At 68.9% G+C, this 1,386-nt stretch carries 1 protein-coding gene; it reads left to right on the forward strand.

All coding sequences use genetic code 11. The annotated features are described in order from the left end of the window. On the forward strand, positions 1–1,331 hold a 1,331-nt coding region (locus AC1DYX_RS31175; RefSeq protein ID WP_477266092.1), incomplete at its 5' end, for a hemolysin family protein. Between the last annotated feature and the right edge of the window lie 55 nt (positions 1,332–1,386).

Consider the following 1,386-nt stretch of genomic DNA (forward strand, 5'->3'; position numbering starts at 1 on the left):
CTCACCCGATGCGGTCATGCGATCATCGGCGCATGACCGACATCGTCATCATCCTCGTCCTCGTCCTGCTCAATGGCGTGTTCGCCATGTCCGAGCTCGCCGTCGTGTCGGCCCGGCGCATGCGTCTGGAAAAGCTGGCGGGCGAAGGACGGCGCGGGGCCGGCAGCGCGCTCGACCTGCATGACGATCCGAGCCGCTTCCTTTCCACGGTGCAGGTCGGCATCACCCTCATCTCCATTTTCAACGGCGCGTTCGGCGAAGCGTCGCTGACGGCGCGCCTGACGCCGACGCTGGGCAACATGGGCGTGGCCGACGCGTATGCGCGGCCCGTCGCGCTGGCGATCGTCGTCGCCGGCATCACGTTCGTGTCGATCGTGCTGGGCGAACTCGTGCCCAAGCGCATTGCCATGCTGTACCCGGAAGCGCTGGCGACGGCACTCGCGCGGCCGCTGCAATGGGTGGCGCGCGTCGCGCACCCGCTCGTGCGCCTGCTCGCGCTGACGACGGACGGCATCATGCGCCTGCTCGGCATGCACCGGCAGAAGGACGAGACGCCGACCGAGGAAGACGTGACCGGCATGATCAAGGAAAGCGCGGACGCCGGCGTGTTCGAAAAGACGGAATACGACATCGCGGCGCGCGCCCTGCGCCTGGACGACTGGCATCTGCGCGCGCTGATGACGCCGCGAGTCGACCTCGAATTGCTCGATCTCGACCGGCCGCTCGCGCACAACCTCGCGCGCATCGCGGAATCGCCCTACAGCCGCTTTCCCGTGTACCGCGGCGACCGTTCGCAGGTACTCGGCGTCGTGCGCGCGCGCAACCTGTTCGGCCAGGCGATCCGCGGCCAGTCGCTGGACGTCATCGACATCGGCGCCGCGATCGAACCGATCCTGTACGTGCCGGAATCGAGCAGCGCCATCGACCTGCTGGAACAGCTCAAGCCGAGCCGCGCGGAACTGGCGATGATCGTCGACGAATACGGCGACATCCAGGGCATGGTGACGCTGAACGATGTGATGAACGCGCTGGTCGGCCGAGTCACGCCCACGCACGACCAGCCGGATGCCGTCCGGCGCGAGGACGGCAGCTGGTTCGTCGACGGCGGCATGGTGCTCGACCGTTTCCGCCACCTGACCGGCACCGGCATCCGCTTCCCCGCCGAGGACAGCGGGGCGTACCATACACTGGCCGGCTTCCTGCTGTACCAGCTGGGTGTGATCCCGCGCACCGGCGACCGGCTCGACTGGGACGGCTGGCGGTTCGAGGTCGCCGACATGGATGGCAACCGGATCGACCGGCTGCTCGTCGCGCCGGTCGAGCCGCCGTAGCGCCCGCTGGCCGCCGGCCAGCCGCGGAACCGGCGCCGTCCGCCGTCCATCCAAC

The sequence above is a fragment of the Massilia sp. P2_C2 genome, from assembly GCF_056404615.1.